The 16,714-nt window shown below is 45.8% G+C and carries 18 protein-coding genes and 1 pseudogene; 13 read left to right on the top strand and 6 right to left on the bottom strand.

Annotated elements, in window-relative coordinates; genetic code table 11:
- The first annotated feature begins 53 nt into the window (after window positions 1–53).
- A complete protein-coding gene (locus H6F63_RS08445; protein WP_190636510.1) occupies window positions 54–206 on the top strand; it encodes a hypothetical protein in 153 nt (50 codons plus the stop codon).
- On the opposite strand, the gene uvrB is transcribed toward H6F63_RS08445, so the two are convergent.
- A complete protein-coding gene (gene uvrB / locus H6F63_RS08440) occupies window positions 172–2,169 on the bottom strand; it encodes an excinuclease ABC subunit UvrB (RefSeq protein ID WP_190636508.1) in 1,998 nt (665 codons plus the stop codon). The two genes, H6F63_RS08445 and uvrB, sit on opposite strands and share 35 nt — an antisense overlap.
- 346 nt (window positions 2,170–2,515) lie before the next feature.
- On the opposite strand from uvrB, the gene H6F63_RS08435 reads away from it, so the two are divergent.
- The 4 genes from H6F63_RS08435 (at window position 2,516) to H6F63_RS08420 (ending at window position 4,667) form a co-directional block, all read left to right on the top strand.
- Window positions 2,516–2,983 carry a hypothetical protein gene (locus H6F63_RS08435; RefSeq protein ID WP_190636506.1) on the top strand — a complete coding sequence of 156 codons (468 nt, stop codon included), beginning with the start codon at window positions 2,516–2,518 and terminating at the stop codon, window positions 2,981–2,983.
- A gap of 312 nt (window positions 2,984–3,295) precedes the next feature.
- Window positions 3,296–3,484 (top strand): CsbD family protein, encoded by a 189-nt coding sequence (locus H6F63_RS08430; RefSeq protein ID WP_190636504.1) that lies wholly within the window; start codon window positions 3,296–3,298, stop codon window positions 3,482–3,484.
- A 117-nt stretch (window positions 3,485–3,601) separates the two neighbouring features.
- Window positions 3,602–4,042, top strand: coding sequence for a hypothetical protein (locus tag H6F63_RS08425; protein ID WP_190636502.1), 441 nt, complete (start codon window positions 3,602–3,604; stop codon window positions 4,040–4,042).
- 100 nt (window positions 4,043–4,142) lie between these two features.
- Window positions 4,143–4,667 (top strand): hypothetical protein, encoded by a 525-nt coding sequence (locus H6F63_RS08420; RefSeq protein WP_190636500.1) that lies wholly within the window; start codon window positions 4,143–4,145, stop codon window positions 4,665–4,667.
- Here the strand turns inward: H6F63_RS08420 and H6F63_RS08415 are convergent.
- The 4 genes from H6F63_RS08415 to rpe all read right to left on the bottom strand — a co-directional run bounded on the left by H6F63_RS08415 (window position 4,639) and on the right by rpe (window position 7,422).
- The gene (locus H6F63_RS08415) at window positions 4,639–4,815 is read right to left on the bottom strand and encodes a hypothetical protein (RefSeq protein ID WP_190636590.1); all 177 of its coding nucleotides are present in this window, start codon (window positions 4,813–4,815) and stop codon (window positions 4,639–4,641) included. The genes H6F63_RS08420 and H6F63_RS08415 overlap by 29 nt on opposite strands.
- Before the next feature lie 54 nt (window positions 4,816–4,869).
- Window positions 4,870–5,082 (bottom strand): hypothetical protein, encoded by a 213-nt coding sequence (locus H6F63_RS08410; protein ID WP_190636498.1) that lies wholly within the window; start codon window positions 5,080–5,082, stop codon window positions 4,870–4,872.
- 43 nt (window positions 5,083–5,125) lie between these two features.
- The gene (locus H6F63_RS08405) at window positions 5,126–6,535 is read right to left on the bottom strand and encodes a hypothetical protein (protein WP_190636496.1); all 1,410 of its coding nucleotides are present in this window, start codon (window positions 6,533–6,535) and stop codon (window positions 5,126–5,128) included.
- Between the two features lie 191 nt (window positions 6,536–6,726).
- Window positions 6,727–7,422, bottom strand: coding sequence for a ribulose-phosphate 3-epimerase (gene rpe, locus H6F63_RS08400; protein WP_190437181.1), 696 nt, complete (start codon window positions 7,420–7,422; stop codon window positions 6,727–6,729).
- A gap of 293 nt (window positions 7,423–7,715) precedes the next feature.
- Between rpe and H6F63_RS08395 the strand changes: the two genes are divergently transcribed.
- The 4 genes from H6F63_RS08395 to H6F63_RS08380 all read left to right on the top strand — a co-directional run bounded on the left by H6F63_RS08395 (window position 7,716) and on the right by H6F63_RS08380 (window position 12,954).
- Window positions 7,716–9,308, top strand: a complete 1,593-nt coding sequence (locus H6F63_RS08395; protein WP_190636584.1) for a S8 family serine peptidase — start codon at window positions 7,716–7,718, stop codon at window positions 9,306–9,308.
- 234 nt (window positions 9,309–9,542) lie between these two features.
- Window positions 9,543–10,811, top strand: coding sequence for a serpin family protein (locus tag H6F63_RS08390; RefSeq protein WP_190636494.1), 1,269 nt, complete (start codon window positions 9,543–9,545; stop codon window positions 10,809–10,811).
- Window positions 10,808–11,206 (top strand): hypothetical protein, encoded by a 399-nt coding sequence (locus H6F63_RS08385; RefSeq protein ID WP_190636492.1) that lies wholly within the window; start codon window positions 10,808–10,810, stop codon window positions 11,204–11,206. The genes H6F63_RS08390 and H6F63_RS08385 overlap by 4 nt, the downstream gene beginning before the upstream one ends.
- 341 nt (window positions 11,207–11,547) lie before the next feature.
- Window positions 11,548–12,954: an LCP family protein gene (locus H6F63_RS08380; RefSeq protein WP_347276780.1), complete on the top strand. Its 1,407-nt coding sequence runs from the start codon at window positions 11,548–11,550 to the stop codon at window positions 12,952–12,954.
- Between the two features lie 65 nt (window positions 12,955–13,019).
- Here the strand turns inward: H6F63_RS08380 and H6F63_RS08375 are convergent, their stop codons facing one another.
- On the bottom strand, window positions 13,020–13,937 hold the full coding sequence (locus H6F63_RS08375) for an alpha/beta fold hydrolase (protein ID WP_190636489.1): 918 nt from the start codon (window positions 13,935–13,937) through the stop codon (window positions 13,020–13,022).
- 346 nt (window positions 13,938–14,283) lie between these two features.
- Between H6F63_RS08375 and H6F63_RS08370 the strand changes: the two are divergent.
- The 4 genes and pseudogenes from H6F63_RS08370 to frr form a co-directional block, all read left to right on the top strand.
- Window positions 14,284–14,643 (top strand): annotated as a pseudogene (locus H6F63_RS08370) (arginase family protein); the annotation flags it as partial.
- A gap of 89 nt (window positions 14,644–14,732) precedes the next feature.
- Entirely contained in the window at window positions 14,733–15,284 is a 552-nt protein-coding gene (locus tag H6F63_RS08365; RefSeq protein WP_190636487.1) for a thioredoxin family protein, read from the top strand.
- 122 nt (window positions 15,285–15,406) lie between these two features.
- Window positions 15,407–16,135: a UMP kinase gene (pyrH, locus tag H6F63_RS08360; RefSeq protein ID WP_190419023.1), complete on the top strand. Its 729-nt coding sequence runs from the start codon at window positions 15,407–15,409 to the stop codon at window positions 16,133–16,135.
- Entirely contained in the window at window positions 16,122–16,670 is a 549-nt protein-coding gene (gene frr, locus H6F63_RS08355) for a ribosome recycling factor (protein ID WP_190437172.1), read from the top strand. Before pyrH ends, frr begins: the two co-directional genes overlap by 14 nt.
- Window positions 16,671–16,714 lie beyond the last annotated feature (44 nt).

The raw sequence follows: 16,714 nt of genomic DNA, 5'->3' as shown, positions 1-16,714 counted from the left end.
TCCGAGTTATGCCTGAGTCTGTGAACTAAATTATAAAGGTTGCACAATTTCAGATGACAGTCTCGGTAGGGAGATGCGATCGCATTTTCACTTCATTCATCAAGCAAAAGCGCGATCGCATCTGCAACTTATCCCGCACAATTTGGGGAAGAGTGAAGTGCGATCGCGTTTTTAATGACCTAGCAGTTTATCTCGCAGATGCTTGATGCGATCGCGATATTTCGCCGCTTCCTCAAATTGCAAATTTTTCGCCGCATCTTTCATCTGTGCTTCCAGTTGAGTAATCAACTCTGGAATATTCTCTAAAGGCAAATCGTCCGCCTGTTCATAGATTTCTTCCAACTGTTGAGAATTCAGCCGCCGCGAGACATCTAGGTAAGCCAGAATTGAGTTATTGACTTTTTTGATAATCGGTTGGGGTGTAATATTGTGCATTCGATTGTATGCACTCTGAATTCCCCGCCGCCGATCGGTTTCGTCAATGGCTTTCATCATGCTATCGGTGAAATTATCAGCATAGAGAATAGCTTGACCCCGGACGTGACGCGCCGCACGACCAATAGTTTGAATAAGCGATCGCTCTGCGCGTAAGAAACCCTCTTTATCAGCATCCAAAATCGCCACCAGAGAGACTTCTGGCAAATCCAAACCCTCTCGCAGCAAGTTAACCCCAATCAGCACATCAAACTTACCCTCTCGCAAATCCTGCAAGATTTCGATCCGCTCAATTGAGTTAATCTCCGAGTGCAAATATCTTACTCGAATCCCCCGATCTTGCAGATACTCGGTTAAATCCTCCGCCATGCGCTTAGTTAAAGTGGTGACTAGCACCCGTTCGTGCTTGTCAATCCGATCTTTAATCTCACCCAGCAAATCGTCAATTTGTCCTTCCGTTGGACGCACAAAAATTTCTGGATCGAGTACGCCAGTCGGACGGATCACCTGTTGTACTACCCGATCCTCTGACTGTTCGATCTCCCAGTTACCGGGAGTCGCAGAAACAAAAATACACTGATTCACCTTCTCCCAAAACTCCTCCGACTTCAGAGGACGGTTATCAGCAGCGCTGGGTAGGCGAAAACCATGCTCAATCAGCACCTTTTTTCGTGCTTGGTCGCCATTGTACATCCCCCGGATTTGCGGGACGCTGACGTGAGATTCATCCACCACCAACAGCCAATCTTTGGGAAAATAATCAATCAAGGACTCTGGCGGCTCTCCCGCACGACGACCTGCTAAATGTCGGGAGTAGTTCTCAACGCCGTTGCAATATCCTACTTCCCGCAACATTTCCAAATCGTAGCGAGTGCGCTGATCTAGTCGTTGCGCCTCTAGTAATTTCCCTGCTTTTTCTAATTCTTCCAGCCGATCCTTGAGTTCTTGTTCAATATCGTTGCAAGCGGCTTCGAGTCTGTCTTCTGGGGTGACGAAGTGACGCGCTGGATATACATTCAAAGCATCCATGCTCTGAAGAATTTCGCCTGTCACCGGGTCAACGTAGCGAATCGCATCAATCTCATCCCCGAAAAATTCTACCCGGATAATTCGGTCTTCGTAAGCGGGGCCAATCTCCAAGACATCACCCCGAACGCGGAAACGTCCTCGTCCGATTTCCATGTCGTTGCGACTGTATTGCACTGAGGCTAAGTCTCGCAACAACTCGCGTTGATTGACTTCCATTCCCATTTTTAGGGGAATCGCCGCTTTCAGGTATTCCGAGGGAATCCCCAAACCGTAAATACAGCTGATGGAAGCAACGACGATGACATCTCGACGTTCAAAAAGCGATCGCGTCGCCGAATGTCGCAGCATATCAATCTCGTCGTTGATGGCTGCACTTTTCTCTATATATGTGTCGGTGACGGGAATATACGCTTCTGGCTGATAGTAGTCGTAGTAACTGACGAAATACTCCACCGCGTTATGGGGAAAGAATTCCCGCAACTCATTACACAGTTGTGCGGCTAAGGTTTTGTTGTGCGCCAGAACTAGCGTTGGCTTAGCTACTTTGTCAATAACCGCTGCTACTGAGAATGTTTTTCCGGTTCCCGTCGCTCCCAGTAGGGTTTGGAAGCGATCGCCTCTTTGTACGCCTTGAGTCAGTTGCGCGATCGCTTGCGGCTGATCGCCTGTCGGTTTAAAGGGAGCTTCCAGACAAAATTGCGCCATACAGTGTTAAAAAAATCACTTTTTGTGCAAAGGGAGTCTTAGCGATCGCTAGACACCACTCTCTTATGGTAGCTATTTGCTCAGTCGATGCCGGGAAGTGGAAGGGACTGGGGATTAGGGACTGGAGACTGGGGATTGGGAAAAGGTCTTACTTCCTCACCAATTCCTCATCCTCAGTCCTTTTTTAATACTTTTTTACCATTGATATTTTCTATATACAACCATCAAAATATCTATAGTTTTCTATGTTTTTTTAAATTACACTCAGATTAACAGGATAAATCCAAACTTCGGAATTTTTCTACATTATTGGCGCAGTCACTTAACAATTGAGAGGCGTGAAATTATGAGCATTACCAGCACTGCTAAAGTGAAAAATCCTACCCAAGCTAAGATTGCCAATCCTAAACTTAAAGGAGAAAGCACAGTTCAAGTCGATAATGTTAAAATTCAAGAAAGCCAAAATCTGAATAAAGACAACAAGACGAAAGTCATCCCTTTACCCGCGCCAGCCGAATCCTCAGATTCCAATCACCTAGCAATTCCAGGTAACTTTCAGATTTCTGACACAATTAATCTGGCGGGTATTCGTCCAATTGCTTCCAGCGATTTGCGAGTTCTTGAAACAGTCAATCTGGCGGGAGTTCGTCCAATTGCGTCAAGTAACCTGCAAGTTTCTGAAACCATCTCCTTGATGGGACGTCCAATTACCTCCAGTAGCTTGCAAGTTTCTGAAACCATTTTAATGTCTGGTCTTCGTCCAATCGCTTCAAACTATAGCGAGGATGACATTCTTATTGGTTATCTGGATTAAACCAGAAAGTAATAGTTACCTCTTTAAAAACCCGGTTTCTTTAGCAAACCGGGTTTTTAATATCTACAATTGAATCATTATGCGGACTCTGCTGTGCGCCGAGTGAGCTGACATCTATCTTTAGAAATATCAATTAATCAGCCTTTGAGCATATATAAAGAGTAAGAAATATTGATCCCCACCTAGTATGTCTGGCGACAGAAGGCTATGTAAAAATTTTTAGATACATTTAATACATAAGCAAAAAGATAGCGGTGTAAAAATCAACGCATCTTCAAAATTAAAGCTGTAAAAAAAATAGGGAGAAGGAAAATGAGTGTAGAAGATAGAGCAAAAGCAACTGGCAAAAATATTGAAGGGAAAGCCCAAGAAGCACTAGGCAATCTTACAGGCGATCCAGAAGATAAAGCCGAAGGTAAAGCTAAGCAAGCTGAGGCTGAAGTTCGCCACACTGGTGAAGACCTCAAAGATAAAGCTAAAGATCTGATAGATCGGGCGTAAGTCCTACTGATGCAGGGTTTAGGTAGCAGCAAGGTTATCTAAACCCTGTAACAGGATTACCGCCAAGAAAACAACCGATAATTCTTTTAAAAACGCCATTTTTTTGAGGACAAGCCTATGAATTTATTTCAACAAAGCAAAAAATTTCTGACTGCATTAGTATTGGTATTGGTTCTGACCATTACCACCTCTTGTGCTGGTGCAACTCAGGTTAAGCAACCAACTTTACCATCTGCTGCTAATAGCCAAGGCAGTTATCAACTGTTAGAACGCGGTAGCACAGCAGCAGGTCAAGATTTCGGAAATTGGGTTGTGCAGACTGCGAAAGGATTGGTTAATGATGCTTACGTGCGCGATAACAACAAATTAGGGGTTGTAATTTCGCCGCAAGTGCGTCCAAATGAAGTTAAGGATTTATCCAAGTCTTTAGTTCAAGGATTCCACAAGAATTTCCCAAACCAGGATTTAACTGTTTTGATGTATGCACCTGATAAGAAACTGATTTTGACGGCGAAGTATGACGTTCAGTCAAAGCAGATTCAGTATCAAGGCGCATAGTCTAACAGGACATCAAAAAGCATCCTTATAGACGCTATAAACCGCGTCTCGACTCAAAATTTAATAAGTTTTTTCGTGATTGAACCAGGAGATAACAAAAATGACCAGTAGCGAACAATATAAGCGTCAAGTCATGAACGACTTAGCTGGGGGTAACAGCGAATCTCTTGAAGATGCTCCTAGCGATCCGACAAAGGATTATCAAAGTTTTGATGATTTTGCTCAGCGTTCCTCCAGAGATGAGCGTCGTCAATTGTTCGGACGTTCCCTGCATCCAAACAGCATTCCGCCAGCGCAGATGGAACCCGAACTGCAAAAAGCGATCGCGCAAATTAAACCTAACGAACGCGACGATGTAGCCAAGGAATTCTTCAAGCATTTGAAGCAAAGGGGATTAAGCGATCGCCAACTTGAGCAACAGTTGGGACTTTCTACCCATAACCCCAAGCACATGACTGCTGATGATGTCAGCAAACTGGCTTCCTTTACCTATCACAGCCACCCCGACATCTTCCAAGATGTACTAGCAGATCAGCCTGCGGTTGTCAAGTTTTTGAGCAATCCAATGGTTGCGGCCGTCTTTGGTATTGTGGCTGCTAAGTGGCTAAGCGATCGCAAGCACTAAAGCGATCTAAAACTGAATTAAACGTTGGTTGTTGAAACTTAGGCGATCCGAAAGCGATCGCCTTTTTTTGTATAGTTTCTACCTGCACTGTTTTTTCTTGTCGGTAGATGTAAGCGACGTTGTATCTACGATCGTAAGTTAATTTCATAAAATATTGTCCTTAAAAGAAGTGGACAATTACAGTGATAACTAACCAGTCTTCTTAGTTTTCTTTAATAGCAATAACCTCCACCTTCTTCGTACCATAAAACTTTCCTCTCCACTCGGCATTGAAGGGAAAGTTACGCCTAAACCCTGTTCGCTCTAATTGGGCAGGAAATGTTGTACCGCCTTCAACAGTGGTAATAACTTCTGCCTCAGTTGCACCACGCTCAATTAATATTGCCTGAGCATGAGGATGTAGCCTAACACTCACCTTTGTTAATTCCTTGAGATTCTATAAATTAGATTGCTCTTTTTTAGGAAGAAAACCGCCAAATCTTGATAGTGTCGTCCCCACTGCCACTAGCGAGTAGCTGCCCATCCGGGCTAAAGGCGATGGAATAAACCGGCTCGGAATGACCAGTGAGAGTGCATATTTCTTCGCCCGTACCCGAATGCCAAAGTTTGATAGTGTTGTCTTCACTGCCACTAGCCAGTATCTGCCCATCCGGGCTAAAGACGACGGAATAAACCGAGTCGGAATGACCAGTGAGAGTGCAGATTTCTTCGCCCGTACCCGGATGCCAAATCTTGATAGTGTCCCCACTGCCACTAGCGAGTAGCTGCCCATCTGGGCTAAAGGCGACGGAATCAACATAGTTGGCATAACGAGTGAGGAGAGTGCGGATTTCTTCGCCTGTACCCGGATGCCAAATCTTGATAGTGTCGTCCCCACTGCGACTAGCGAGTAGCTGCCCATCTGGGCTAAAGGCGACGGAAGCAACCGAGTCAGAATGACCAGTGAGAGTGCGGATTTCTTCGCCTGTACCCGGATGCCACAGTTTGATAGTCTTGTCACCCCTGCCACTACTAGCAAGTATCTGCCCGTCCGGGCTAAAGGCGACGGAAGAAACATAATTGGAATGACCAGTGAGGAGAGTGCGGATTTGTTCGCCTGTACCCGGATGCCACAGTTTGATAGTCTTGTCACTACTGCCACTAGCGAGTAGCTGCCCATCCGGGCTAAAGGCGAAGCAAGCAACCGGGTCAGAATGACCAGTGAGAGTGCGGATTTCTTCACCCGTACCCGGATGCCAAAGTTTGATAGTGTTGTCATCACTGCCACTAGCGAGTAGCTGCCCATCTGGGCTAAAGGCGAAGGAATTAACACAGTTGGAATGACCACTGAGAGTGCGGATTTCTTCGCCTGTACCCGGATGCCACAGTTTGATAGTCGTGTAACCACCACTAGCGAGTAGCTGCCCATCTGGGCTAAAGGCGAAGGAATTAACACAGTTGGAATGACTGAGCATCTGTACGCATCGCCAAGATTGATGCGGCTCCAGCCCTTTGTCTAACTTGGCAGGCTCCAGCCATTTGTCTAACTTGGCAATTAGTTCATCAAGTTTGTCATTTACTTCCGTTACTGTGGTACGCAGATCCCCGACCTCGCGGATGATATTTTTTTCCATATTATCCAGCCGACTCTCAAGCCTATCAGCCCAATCACCCATTTCGTCACGGACTTCGCGGATGATATTTTTTTCCATCTCACCCAGCCGACTCTCAAGCGCATCAGCTACATGAGCCATTTTGGTGTGGAACTCCTTGATGTCGGAACTGTCCCTCTGTAACGAAACTACAAAGCTTTGGGGATTAGTAATCTGTTCTGTAAGTTTCTCTACCGCAGCCTTTAAATCCGGTAACTCGTCTTCACTGCGTGGCATTAGCTTCACCTAAAATTACGATGAGCGGGGATTGATTGTCATCATCTCTGTCTTAACTTACAAGATACCTTTTGGCATACAGGAGAAGAAGGCGATCGCATTCTCCTCCATCTAACAACAAAAAAAGCCTGCGTAGGCAGGCTTCGTTCGCGTAGCCGCACCCTTCGAGAGTGCAGGAATAATTAATTAAATTAAACCTTAGCCAACTCAGGAGTCGGACGCTTACTATTACGAATACCTTCAATTGCTTCAGCGTAATCCTTTGCCTTAAACACAGCAGAACCCGCCACAATTGCATTAGCGCCAGCTTCCAAAACCTGCCAAGTATTGTTACCTTTCAAACCCCCATCCACTTCAATCCAGGGATCTAAACCGCGTTCATCGCACATCTGGCGCAGCTTCCGGATTTTCGGCACCATCTCTGGGATAAAACTTTGACCGCCGAAACCGGGGTTAACGCTCATAATTAATACCAGATCGCAAAGCTCCAGCACATACTCAATCAAATCCAAAGGAGTAGAAGGATTGAGAACGACACCAGCCTTTTTGCCCAGTTCCTTAATTTGTCCTAGAGTCCGGTGTAGATGCGGTGAGGCGTTGTGTTCCGCATGAACGTAGATATGATCAGCCCCTGCTTTAGCAAAATCTGCGACATACTTTTCTGGTTCCACGATCATCAGGTGGACATCCAGCGGCTTTTGTGTAACAGGACGAATAGCTTCTACAATCAGCGGGCCAATGGTGATATTGGGGACAAAGCGACCATCCATCACATCAATGTGAATCCAATCTGCACCAGCGGCATCCACCGCCCGGATTTCCTCTCCCAGCCTGCTGAAATCAGCTGATAGGATTGATGGAGCTACAACAATCGGCTTCTGGCTCATGGCTATTTATACTCTTTTGCGTCCTTGGGTTGTAATAAGTTTAACAAAAGATGTCGCAAGTCTTAAAAAATTGTGAAGTAATGCAATGCGTAATTTTATAGATTAGAACGCAGATTCAGAACCTCCCTAAAAAACGGGGGCAGTGGGGATCAAAACCTAAGTTCCATCATGTTATATCCCCCCACATCAGAACCCCCCTAAAAATGGGGGGCTAAGAAAAAATTGCACCGAAGCGTAAGTATCAATCAACCCTTCACACATTCATTGGAGAAGTTTCCTTGACGCAGCAGCAAATTGTCAAAAAACTGGCATGGCTTGTTTGGGGAATCAGTATTCCACTGATTACCGCACCTTCCTCACTGGCTAAAGATACCTCATCACTCGGAGAATCTGGCATTGATGTCCGCAAGCTGCACGCCCCTCCTTATAATTTATTGGGCCGAAAGATTGCTATTGGTCAGGTGGAAATTGGCAGACCGGGGCAATTTGGGTTAGATAAAACTGCGTCCAAGAAGCGAACTTTCTCCCTAATGCGAGTCTTTTATCGCGATACCCCAGCTAAAGCTGATAGCAATGTCGATGCTCATGCGGCAATGGTAGCGGGTGTGATGATTAGCTCGGATAAAGCTTTACCTGGAGTGGCACCGGAGGCACGACTATATTCTTCTGCTGTTGGCTCACCCCAGAAAGCAGGACAACCGGAGGAGTGTTTATCTGCTCAACACGTAGCACTGCAAAATGGGGGCGATGTCCGAGCGATTAATTTTAGTTTTGGCGAATCTTTGGAACGAGACTCGCGAACCGATCCGGTTTTGGATGGCAATGCTTTGTTAACACAATGTATTGACTGGTCTTCGCGGGTTCATGACGTGATTTATGTAATTGCTGGTAATCAAGGCAACGGCGGCATTCCCATTCCCACTGACAATTTTAATAGTGTGAATATTGCTTACACAATGCGCCGCCAGGATGTTTTTACTAAAGTGGACTTTGGCAATTTGAGTGCTGCACCCGTTGGTATTGGCAGGCGTTTGATTAACCGCGAAATTAATGTCGGGCCCCGCCGTTCGATTAATTTGGCAGCCCCGGGGAGCAATATTGATTTATTGAATCTGGAAGGAAAGGTTGATAGTGTCACGGGGACGAGTTTTGCCGCTCCCCATGTTACAGCGTCTGTGGCTTTGTTACAAGAATATGGCGATCGCCAGCTGCGAGCAAAACAGTCTAACTGGAGTTTAGATTCCCGCCGCCACGAAGTGATGAAAGCGGTGCTGTTGAACTCGGCGGAGAAAATCAAAGATAATGGCGATGGTTTACGCTTGGGAATGAGCCGCGATATTTTGACCAAGGATAACCGCAATTGGTTAGAATCTGATGCCTACAAAGACAAAAAAATCCCCTTAGATTTCCAAATGGGTACGGGACAATTGAATGCTTTTCGAGCTTATCAGCAATTTAGTCCCGGCCAGTGGAAACCTGATGCTGCACTCCCGCCGATAGGTTGGGATTACCGGACTGTAGAAGAGTCATCGTTTCAAGATTATGTGTTAGAACAACCGCTGCAACAAGGCAGTTTTGTCTCGGTTACGCTTGCTTGGGATCGCCTGGTGGAGTTGCAAGATAAAAATAAGAACCAGCGGTATGATGTTGGGGAAAGTTTTAGCGATCGCGGTTTAAACAACCTTGACATTTACTTGATGCGCGTCGAAGACGATGACATCAGCAAAAGTATCTGGTCTTCACAAAGCGATGTTGACAGTGTAGAACACATTTTTCAGGAAATTCCCGCCACTGGTCGCTACAAAATCCGCGTCCAGTATCGTCAGAAAGTTAATGAAAATACCCAGCCTTACGCTTTGGCTTGGTGGACTGTGCCGAAAAAATAAAAAGGACAAATTGCGCTTAGTCTAAATCGCCGGGTGATAAAGCAGCCCTAAATGATTCGTGAATGCGAGATACCCGACTTCTTTAAGAAGTCGGGTATCTGAACCGCTATCCGTTCACAACTAAAATAGGATTGCTATAATTTTTCAATCAGTTACTAAAACTGTAACAGATGGAACGTTTATGTTTTTTACCCGTCATTTTAGATATAAAGAATGTTATGGCAAAGCAACAAAATGAATCCGCAAATATTCAATCAAGTAAAAGCGATCGCATCTGCAAGTATCATCGTTTTGGGTTTAGTTGGATGGTCAACACTCAAAAGTCCTAATATAGCGATCGCTCGTCCCAATCAAGTGCAGGCACAGGTGTCTAAGAATAGTTCTGTAGAGCAAAAGCTGGTTGCTGCTAATACTAAATTTGGTTTCAAGCTGTTCAAGCAAATTCTGAAAAAAGACAGCGGCAAAAACGTTTTTATTTCGCCTTCTAGTGTAGCGATCGCTCTTGCCATGACCTACAACGGTGCCAGCGGTAAAACTCAACAAGCAATGGCGAACACCCTGGAAATCCAAGGAATGAGTTTACAGGAAGTAAACAGCTCCAATGAAGCTTTAAAAGCAATTCTAGAAAATCCAGACCCTCAAGTACAATTGACTATCGCGAACTCCCTTTGGGCAAGACAAGGAGTTTCTTTTAATCCGGAATTTCTCCAGAGAAATCGCCAATTTTATCAAGCAAAAATTACCAATTTAGATTTTAATAACCCAGATTCCCCATCTGTTATGAATAATTGGGTGAAGGAGAATACTCGCGGCAAAATCAATCAGATTGTAAATGGTTTAAGCTCAGACCAAGTGCTTTTCTTGATTAATGCTATTTATTTTAAAGGCATCTGGACAAATGAATTTGAGAAAGCAAATACAGTTAATAAACCTTTTTACTTAACAAATGGCGCTCAAAAGCAACATCCAATGATGTCGCGAACCGGAAAATATAAATATTATGAAACAGACCAGTTTCAGGCAATAAGTATTCCCTACGGTCAAGAAAGACTGAGTTTTTATATATTCCTGCCAAAACAAAAGTCTAACCTGACAGCTTTATATCAACAACTCAACACTGAAAACTGGGAGCAATGGATGAACAAGTTCACAATGCGACCAGGATTTATTCAAATGCCTCGCTTCAAAATGGAGTACGAAACTTCCTTAGCAGAGTCCCTAAAAGCGTTAGGTATGGAGTCTGCTTTTGACTCAAAAGCCAATTTTACTCAAATGAGTTCTATCCCACTCCAGCTTAACCAAGTCAAGCATAAAACCTTTGTAGAAGTAAACGAAGAAGGCACCGAAGCAGCAGCAGTAACTTCCGTAGGCGTAGTGACCTCAATGGCGCGTAGGCCAGAAGAACCGTTCCGAATGATTGTAGACCGCCCGTTCTTCTCTTGCATTAGAGATAATCAAACTGGAACCGTTCTATTTATGGGGTCTATTGTGGAACCGCAATGAAAGAAATTGACTTGTTGGACAATAAAAACATCAGTAGGGACGAGCTGGAAACCCCACTCTACCAACTATTTATTTATTTGATGCCTGTGATTGGCTTTTTCCCGGCGCTGTGGACGCTTTACCGAAGGGAGGGTAATCGACAACAACAAACCGTGAGCCGACTTTCCGTGACGCTGGCTATGGCTTGGCTGATGGCATACATTTTGGTAGGTGCTGGAGTTGCCCAAACTTCCGAGTTTTTGACCTTGCGCTTATTATTTATCAATAGCCTGCTGACATCGGGTTACTTTTTAGTCAGTTTATGGTTGATGGTGCGTCTATGGCAACGTAAATCGGTGCGTCTTCCGGGTATTAGTCAAATCGCTGAGGGTGTTGTTCGCAAACGCTTATCCTAAATAGCTTTTAGCCTCATTTTGGAATCAAGCCACGTCCCTCTTTTCGTTTCCAACCAGAGATTGGGGATGAAAAAAGTAGAAGCGATCGCCTGCTTATTATTTACTTGGAATCGGGTTATTCTGGTAGCCTAAGTATCTCAAGGGGATAAATTTGAAACTCTTGCCAACCTTTGCCTGATTTATCAACAAATCGGTGGAAAAACTGCTATGAGTGTTCTAGTGCAATTTGCGTAGGAACGGTATTTTTTTTACCTAAATGTCCGCCCCCCAGATTGCTCGATTATGCGCCCCTGTATTTATGGCAGATTTGTGCTAATTTTTTAGCGTGTGTGAGGAAGTCAGTGTCAGCTCGAAAAATTCCTGAAAACCGCCCTTGGGGGCAAAAAAACGGTCAACAAAGCCCAAGAAAGCCAGCTCCCAAAGGGAATCAGGTGAGCTGGCTTTGGCTGGGGTTGGGTTTGAGTGGGGTAGCAATGTTGTCAGCGACTGCGGGAGCAATGCTTGCAGTGTCGCTTTCAAGTACGCCTTTGCTGCAAAGTCAACTGAGTCCTGATGAAGCGGCTGTATTTGATGGCGATCGCATCTCCCGCACCAGTATGCGATTACCAGAACTAACCCGCCCTGTCAATATCTTAGTTATGGGAATAAAGGTTATCTCTTCAGACCTGGATAACCCTCCCCCAGAAACCCAAAATTTGGGATACCACGCCTTAGTAAACTCTTTCGAGGGTCTGTCGGATACCATGCTCCTGTTGCGGTTTAATCCGGAGGCGCAAAAAATAGCTGTTCTCTCCATCCCACGGGATACCCGCACCTATGTGGAAGGAGTCGGCATGACCAAGATTAATGCTGCTAATGTTGAAGGGGGGCCAGCGCTGAGCGCTAAGACAGCCAGCGAACTCCTGAGCGGAGTCGGAATTGATCGCTACATCCGAATTAACGTTCAAGGGGTAGAAAAACTGGTAGATGCCTTGGGTGGTGTCACCGTTTACGTTCCCAGAGACATGAAGTATCAGGATGACTCCCAGCACCTTTACATCAACTTGAAGGCGGGAAAACAACATCTCAATGGCAATCAGTTGCAGCAATTTCTGCGCTTTCGCTATGACAAGTATGGGGATATTGGTAGGATTCAGCGACAGCAAATGGTGATGAGGGCGCTGATGGAACAAGCACTCAATCCCACAACTCTTGCCCGGATGCCAAAAATTCTCTCAGTTATTCAGTCCCATATTGACACCAATTTGACTGTGGAGGAGTTGCTGGCGCTAGTTGGTTTTGGCGTGAAGACAGAACGTTCCCAGGTGCAAATGTTAATGGTTCCTGGTGATTTTAGTGGGAACGGACAGCGTGAGGTAAGTTACTGGTTGCCAAACCGCCGTCGCATTCAGACGATGATGGCGCAGCACTTCGATCAGGGTTTGGACGGCGGCGAAGCAAATGACCCTGCTTATATGCGGGTAGCAATTCAAGATAGCACTGGTAATATGAGGGCTGTCCAATCCTTGATCGAAAAGCTCCGGGAAGCTGGCTACCAGAACGTTTATGTGGACGAGCCGTGGCCGGAACCGTTGCGGGTGACGCACCTAGTGGCGCAGCAAGGAGACGGCGACAGCGCTCAAGCTATCAAGCGATCGCTTGGATTCGGAGAAGTGCGCGTAGAAAGCACAGGCAACTTGGTTTCCGATATCACTATCCAGCTGGGTGAAGACTGGTTACAAAGGCAATCTCGTCGGGATTCATATTAATTGGGGACTGGGAATTGGGAATTGGAAGGACTCTTAGCCAGCCCCCAGTCCCCAATCCCCAGTCCCTATTCCCCAGACCCCATTATCCAATCCAGCAAAATCGGATTAACCAACTCTGGCGCTTCATCTTGTGGACAATGCCCGACACCTTCTATAGGAATGAACTTTTCCACTTTGGGATAATTAGCCAACTTTCGCCCCAGTTCTATAGGCTCCCAAGGGTCATCCGTTCCCCAGAGCATGATCGCCGGACAAGGCAAAAGCGGCAGTAAATCTTCAGGTAGTGGCCCTTGGGAATAGCGCGTAAAGGCTACAAAAACGTCCACAGCACCCTCATCAAAGGCAGGAGCCATGAGCATATCTACCAGTTCATCTGTGACGGCTTCCGGATGCTTATAGGCTTGCAGGAGAACCTTACGCACTACTTTCGGTTTGGCAAGTTGGCTAAAGAACAGTTTGCCAATCCACTTTACTGACAGCAGTTGTTGAACTATCGGTGCGCCAAAGCTGCGATACCAGGGCAGTTGAGCGCGTTTGCGATCGTGTAGCAGTCGCAGGGAACAGTTAAGTAAAGCAATTTTTAAGGCAATATCCGGATTATCCACTGCTGCTTGCATGACAACAATACAGCCGATGGAGTTACCGATTAAATAAGCCTCTCCTCCCACAACCTCGCGGCAAAAATCAGCGAGTTGCTGTCCCCAGGTTTCAAAGGTGTAGGAAATCGGATTTCCTGGTGTGGGTTTAGCTGAACCGCCAAAGCCAATTAAATCAATAGCATAGACGCGGCAAGTTTGCGCTAGGACGGGGATGTTTTTGCGCCAGTGTCCCCAAGATGCGCCAAAGCCATGCACTAGCACAACTGGCGACCCTTGGGTTCCTTGGGTTTGGTAGCAAATGGGAAAGCCCCGCCAAGTCCAAGTTTTCGTGACGATTTTGGCTGTGGTGGGTGCGATCGCGCTAGGGTCGGAAGATAAGGTCATGGGAGGCGTATCTTTAAATTTCCATCCCCGATCGGGATTTATCGGCTTCCTTTATTTTACTTTCTTCAACTCTTCTATGTACTTACGCACTTTTTAGCAAATAAATAAAAAAGATCCGTAAAAACTCTGATGCTATGTGTAGACACAACTGATAATTATGCGGTGTAAGAAAGCAAAGGGGAAACAAGGTAGAGGGAACAAGGCTTTTACTCTTTTGTCTTGTCTCGAATCCCCAATCCCCAATCCCCGATCCCCTAGTCCCCAATTTTTTCGCTGTGGATGCAGTTAAAGCGGGGAGTATGTCAGTATCTAGATTGGGGAATCGTTGACGCAATTTATTTTGTTGATGAATATGGTGCAAACTTCTACCTCTGTTCTGCCATTCCTGGGCCCTGATGTAGCAACAACCTATGATGCTGCACAGGTGGTCATTCTCCCAATCCCCTACGAGGCGACAACAACCTATCACCGGGGATGCGAAAACGGGACAGATTCCATTCTGGAAGCTTCTCAACAAGTGGAATACTACGATGAGGAGCTAGATGCGGAAACTTGGCGAGACATTGGAATTTACACTTACGAATCTATCGCGGACACACGCAATGGTAGCTCGGTTTCATCCGAGGCAATGCTAAAAGTCACCCCTGATACCGTGTCTAAGCTGATTGCGGATGGTAAGTTTGTCATCGGTTTGGGTGGCGAACATTGCAAACCGGCTAGAAGCTACTGCTAACTAGCTACATTCCTTTTCTAATCTGTTGTGTTCCAATTGTTGATTCATTAAGGCTTGTGCAAATGAGTGTGATGGAAAAAACTGGCACTCCCATTGGTAGTTATGCTCCGGATTTTGAACTGCCAGGGATCGATGATAAAGTACACCATTTATCCCGTTATTTAGAGAGATATCGGGCTATATGTGTCGTTTTCATGTGCAATCACTGTCCTTACGTGCAGTTGTATCTCGATAGGCTAATAGAGATTCAAGCCGAGTTTCAAGAACGAGGATTTACGCTGATTGGCATCAATGCTAATGATGCTTTCCAGTATCCTGAAGATAGCTTTGAAAACATGAAAAATTTAGCAGCAGATCAGCTGAATTTCCCCTATCTGCGCGATACAACGCAGGATGTTGCTCGTTGCTTCGGAGCAACAAAAACACCGGAAGTTTACCTGATAGACAATGCAGGTATACTCCGCTACCGCGGGGGAATTGACGATAATCCCCAAGAGCCAGAAGCAGTACGGGTGCATTATTTGCGAGATGCGATCGCCTGTTTGCTGCAAGGCAATACAATTACTCCAGAGTCCACTGATGCCGTGGGTTGCTCGGTAAAGTGGCGTAATTAACACCCCACTGCCGGATTGGTGGTAGTAGCTAACAAGAGTTAAATTTGCCGAATCATATCCCAAACTACTCCGCTACTGCTATCTTATGGTGGAGGTAATTGGAGTGAGAAAATAGTGTCTGCATGGGGATAACTTATCGACGAATTTTACTCAAGCTTTCCGGTGAAGCTTTGATGGGCAACCTGGGCTACGGAATCGATCCGATGGTGGTTCAGGAAATCGCGACCCAAGTCGCAGAAGTCGTGGCAAGTGGCGTTCAGGTAGCTATTGTCGTGGGTGGCGGCAATATCTTTCGCGGCGTGAAAGCAGCATCGGCGGGGATGGATCGGGCGACAGCAGACTACATTGGCATGATTGCCACAGTGATGAATGCGATGACCTTGCAGGACTCTCTAGAGCAAATTGGGGTGCCAACGCGAGTGCAAACCGCGATCGCTATGCAAGAAGTCGCAGAACCTTACATCCGGCGGCGTGCTATTCGCCATCTCGAAAAAGGACGGGTGGTGATTTTTGGGGCTGGATCGGGAAACCCCTTTTTCACCACCGACACCACAGCTGCCTTACGAGCAGCGGAAATTGATGCGAATGTAATTTTTAAGGCGACTAAAGTAGACGGGATTTATGATTCTGACCCCAAGCTGAACCCGCAAGCTCATCGCTATCAGAGCATTACCTACGGACACGTTTTAGCTAACGATCTGCGGGTGATGGATAGTACAGCGATCGCCTTATGTAAAGAAAACAATATCCCGATTATGGTGTTTGATTTATCGGTTCCGGGAAATATTCGCCGAGCCGTTATGGGAGAATCTGTCGGAACAATTGTCGGAGGTTTTTGTGAAGTTATCTGACGCTGAAAGCAACATGAAAAAGGCAGTTGAATCAACTCAACGGTCTTTTAATACCATTCGGACGGGACGAGCCAATGCTAGTCTCCTCGACAAAGTAATTGTGGAATACTACGGTTCCCCAACTCCTATCAAATCCTTGGCAAACATTAGTACGCCGGATGCGACTACGATTACAATTCAACCTTTTGACCGTAGCAGCCTAAACTTAATTGAAAAAGCCATTTCGCTGTCGGATGTAGGCTTAACGCCAAACAACGATGGCTCCACGATTCGGCTGAATATTCCGCCATTGACAAGCGATCGCCGCAAAGAATTGGTGAAAATAGCAGCAAAGTATGCCGAAGAAGGCAAAGTCTCTATTCGCAACATCCGCCGCGATGCCGTTGACTCGATTCGCAAACAGGAAAAAAATAGTGAACTTCCCAAGGATGAAGCGCGAGATTTGCAAGAAAGCGTTCAGAAGTTGACTGACAAGTACATCGCCAGAGTTGACGAACTACTAGCAGAAAAAGAGAAAGATATCACCACTGTTTAAAGTGATTAGTCATTAGTCATTAGTTATAGTGAAGGACTAAAGAC

The sequence above is a fragment of the Trichocoleus sp. FACHB-40 genome, assembly GCF_014695915.1.
Lineage (GTDB): Bacteria > Cyanobacteriota > Cyanobacteriia > Cyanobacteriales > FACHB-T130 > Funiculus > Funiculus sociatus.
The sequence above is the reverse complement of the archived record's forward strand: the minus strand, read 5'-3'. Positions and strand labels throughout refer to the sequence as shown.